Here is a 2,755-nt window from a genome sequence, read left to right as displayed (position 1 = left end):
TTCAGCTTAATTTTATTGACCAACTCCAGCTGTTTATTATATTGAAATAAAATGCTATCTGCCGGTAAAATTAAAGAGATCTGCCTGGACTTAATATCCGAAAAATAAACAGGCTTATGCTTCCCCGGGTAAAAGTAATTCTGTTTGAAAATACTGCTATCATCTATTTTCCCTCCTTTGATTACGGATCCATCCGCGGGGTTTACTAAATGAAAATAGTTTAAAGTATCAAAATAATCCATGGGATATTCTTCCAAATTTTTGTCACTCAAATTGGCAATTCCGTAAGAGACATCGTCGATGTTAACTTCATTTAGATTATCCAATGGCGTGTGGATCATCCTTACCCTTGTATCTTGTTCAAAGGGAAGTTTTCTCAGTTGCTGCAATGCTAAATCATACATAAAAATCTCCTGATCACTCACAAACATTATTTCATCCCCCACAAATCCGGCTCGGTGCAAAACCATCCCAAAAGCATTGGGTCCTTCGCTTAATAGTTCTCCAGCAAGCATCTCCCCATCACTGTTGAAAATAAAATACCTGCCTTCCACACCTTTGGTAACCATAAGATAAATATCCTGCTCCGGATGATAGTCCAGCACATTTAATATTTGTAATTCGTCAAATACCAATGAATCAACCTTGACAAACTCCATTTTTTTAAGGACTTTGCTTTGATTTTCTACATTGTTACATGAAGCCAAAGAAATGGATAGTATAACCGTGAATTGCAAGCATTTGTACAACATATTCAATTGATTTTATAATAAAACTAATTAATTAAAAATGTAATTACAAATTTAATCCGAGGAACTGATTGTGTTGCGTTATTATATGGTCACCTAACCCCCCCCATAATATTTACACAAGAAAAAAATCATCAGACAATATTTTGTACCAGCCACTGGTCTAATAAACCAACCAATAATATAATTAACCCAATAATGTACCTGATATTCTTAGTTCCTTTTTATATTTATGGGTTGTTTTAACAATAAATACCACTTGCCTAATTAATCCCATGAAAAAATATTATCTCCTACTATTTCAACTTATCTTATTTCATACTACTGTACTTTCTCAACAATCTTTTGATCCAAAAAATGGGGACAGAATAACCCTATTAGGCAATGCCTTGATAGAAAACGAGCAGGAATTCGGATTCCTTGAGTATGCACTTACTAGTTACTGGCCTGAGAAACACCTCACTTTTAGAAATCTGGGCTGGTCCGGTGACACTGTATTTGGAGATGCAAGAAGCTACTATACCAATCCTCCAAGTCCTTACGACTTGCTTATTTCTCAAATAAAAGCGACAGAGCCAAATTGGGTAATTATAGGCTATGGGAATGTGGAAGCACAAGAAGGTTCAAAAGGTGTGGATGCTTTCAAAAATGGCTTGAACCAATTGCTGGATAGTGTAGAAGCCATAGGTGCAAAAGCAATATTACTCTCTACCATTCCACAAGTTGCTGCAGGAACGGAGGATTTATTGGCCTTAAGAAACAAGACATACAGCGACTATAATCAGTCAATTCATGCCATTGCTCAAAGTCGAAAATTGGCTTTTGTTAATGTTTTTGATGCTTTTACAACAACTACTGCTGCTGAATTTTACGAGAACAATGGGATTCACCTTAATGAAAAAGGATATGTTCAGCTTGCTGAAACAATAATGAATCAATTGGGGCTTAGTAGGGAAACTCCTACCATTGAAATTGACGCTGCTACTAAAAGCGTTGAAAGTAATGTACCGGTAAATAAGCTCTCCATTGCCGATAAAGCCAGAAAAATTTCCTTTAATAGTACCCAAAACCCGGCTTCTAAACCTAATGTAGGTAATGAAACAATTAAGGTGAATGGCTTGAAAAAAGGAAATTACTCCTTGTCTGTGGACGGAAAACTCATTGCCGTCGGAAGCAGAAAGGCTTGGGAAGCAGGTATTCCCTTGGCACAAGGGCCTAGCTTACAGCAATCAGAACAAATGCTGAAATTGATAAGAGAAAAGGATAAAATCTATTTCCAGCAATACCGGCCTCAAAACAGAACCTATATCCTGGGCTTCCGCTCTTATGAGCAAGGAAGACATAAGGAGGGTTTGGCAGCTTTGGATGCATTGATCCTCTGGCTGGATGATCAGATCAACCAAACCAAAAAGCCCAAAAACCTTCATTACCAACTTGAGCGATTGCCCTAACTGCAGGGTTTTATTCAATTGACCCATTTTATCAAGATACAAACCATACCATGATTTTGGATTTAAAAATATTTATAAAACACCAGACTAAAAAGCCTCAGAGTACACCTTATATAGCGAGTGCTGTAGGCATGAAAGTCATTTTAATGTTGATCGTACTGTTGGCAAACCTTCCAGCCTATGGGCAAAATGCTCTCCGTGACATACCCTCTTCAGATCCACAGGATCAAATGGACAGGTTTCAAGTGGCAGATGGCTTTGAAGTCAATTTATTTGCGACTGATCCCATGGTGGTCAAGCCCATTCAAATGAACTGGGATGCTCAAGGAAGATTATGGGTAGTGAGCAGCACCATTTATCCTCACATCAGGCCCGGTGAAACAGCCAATGATAAAATACTTGTCATAGAAGACACCGATAGAGATGGAAAAGCAGATAAGTCCACTGTCTTTGCTGAAGGCCTCTTCACTCCCACCGGCCTTTTGCCAGGTGATGGTGGGGTCTATGTAGCCAATTCTACAGAAATCTTACACCTAAAGGATACAGATGGAGATG

General features: G+C 38.3%; 2 protein-coding genes and 1 pseudogene. 2 read left to right on the top strand and 1 reads right to left on the bottom strand.

Annotated features, from left to right (window positions below; genetic code table 11):
• Positions 1–752 (bottom strand): hypothetical protein (locus tag AAC037_RS23130; RefSeq protein WP_339905957.1); only part of this gene is annotated, 752 nt, incomplete at its 3' end.
• A 272-nt stretch (positions 753–1,024) separates the two neighbouring features.
• Between AAC037_RS23130 and AAC037_RS23125 the strand changes: the two genes are divergently transcribed.
• Together AAC037_RS23125 and AAC037_RS23120 are read left to right on the top strand one after the other, a co-directional pair.
• The gene (locus tag AAC037_RS23125) at positions 1,025–2,200 is read left to right on the top strand and encodes a GDSL-type esterase/lipase family protein (RefSeq protein WP_339905955.1); all 1,176 of its coding nucleotides are present in this window, start codon (positions 1,025–1,027) and stop codon (positions 2,198–2,200) included.
• Between the two features lie 146 nt (positions 2,201–2,346).
• A pseudogene (locus AAC037_RS23120) lies at positions 2,347–2,755 on the top strand (dehydrogenase); the annotation flags it as partial.

It is taken from the genome of uncultured Cyclobacterium sp. (assembly GCF_963976465.1).
GTDB lineage: Bacteria > Bacteroidota > Bacteroidia > Cytophagales > Cyclobacteriaceae > Cyclobacterium.
Note: the sequence above shows the minus strand (reverse complement) of the source record. Positions and strands in the feature narration are given on the sequence as shown.

What these genes read in the sequence shown, in the direction of transcription:
- AAC037_RS23125 (WP_339905955.1), top strand. Translation starts at nt 1,025, where the DNA reads ATGAAAAAATATTATCTCCTACTATTTCAACTTATCTTATTTCATACT.